2 protein-coding genes are annotated in these 1,061 nt (G+C 53.2%); both read right to left on the bottom strand.

The features are described from left to right. Positions 1–61: 61 nt before the first annotated feature. Positions 62–475, bottom strand: coding sequence for a HEPN domain-containing protein (locus EI28_RS13765; RefSeq protein WP_082223055.1), 414 nt, complete (start codon positions 473–475; stop codon positions 62–64). A 3-nt stretch (positions 476–478) separates the two neighbouring features. Next, the gene (locus tag EI28_RS13760) at positions 479–796 is read right to left on the bottom strand and encodes a nucleotidyltransferase domain-containing protein (RefSeq protein WP_074369505.1); all 318 of its coding nucleotides are present in this window, start codon (positions 794–796) and stop codon (positions 479–481) included. Positions 797–1,061 lie beyond the last annotated feature (265 nt).

The following is a 1,061-nucleotide window of genomic DNA, read 5'->3' as shown; positions in this document are numbered from 1 at the left end:
CTGATGGGATGGACGGTGGAGACCAGTGCTCTCGTTAAGGGTCTCTTAGATATCAAAAGTCTTAGTGCGAGGAAGGCGACTCATTCGTATAATCTTCTGCGCAGATCAGTTCTGCACACATGACGAAATCCATTGCCTTAGTGATGATCGACACCACCTCTTCTCGCATAATCTCCCGGCAGATCGTGTAGTCCACTTCTTCCCGAAGTTCTTCAATCAGGTTCAACGCTCGTCCGTGTTCAGGGGGAAGTTCCCCCGTCTTAACATAGAGAGAACCGATAGCCGAGATCAACCCTGCATGAGATTTTATCTCTACACCTTTTCGGTGCAAAAGAGCAAGAGCCGCAAGGTACATTGCGTAGTAAGCCCGGTTGATCGCGTCTTCATGGTGGCCTTCGGTGCAGAGGATGCGCGCCGCATCGAGGCGTTGATGCGATTTCCTGAGAAGCGCTGTTATAACAGACTGATCACCCATCCTTTATACCGCCACCCCGTCCTGGAGAACATGTCTGACAAAGGGATACTGCCGGTGCGCCGCAACATCGGCACGGGAGAGTACCTTGACCGAGATTCGCTCGCCCGTCTGCATCAGCAGATCAAAAGCAAGTCCGGTGAGAAATTCGCGAAGTCGAAAGTCCTCTTCAGGCGTAATTACGAGGATATCGATATCTGAGTCCGGCCGGTCATCTCCCCGGGCTACAGAGCCAAAGAGTATGATCTCTTCTATCGCGTCTCCGCACGCCTCTCGTGCCTTTGCCGCGAACTCATGGGCGATCGGCCGCTTGACCAACGGCATACAACGGAGTAGTTGTGGATATACAACTATAATGATTACTGCTCCGGGAATGTAGGGAGAGGTCGCGTTTCCTGAGGGAGCCGTATGGAATTGGAGCCTGATTGCGAGGAGAACCGACAGGGGAGGCGGATCACTCTCTCCAGGGCGGCCGGGCTCCAGATGAGGCCTCGATATGCCAAAAGGCTAATATTATCGATGCATCCTCTAGAACGCCAACAATTCCTGCGCCCGATACCTTGAGATGTACAGAGCCTCTGCAGGCTGG

This window comes from Methanoculleus sp. MH98A, from assembly GCF_000691865.1.
Classification (GTDB): Archaea; Halobacteriota; Methanomicrobia; order Methanomicrobiales; family Methanoculleaceae; genus Methanoculleus.
The sequence above is the reverse complement of the archived record's forward strand: the minus strand, read 5'-3'. Positions and strand labels throughout refer to the sequence as shown.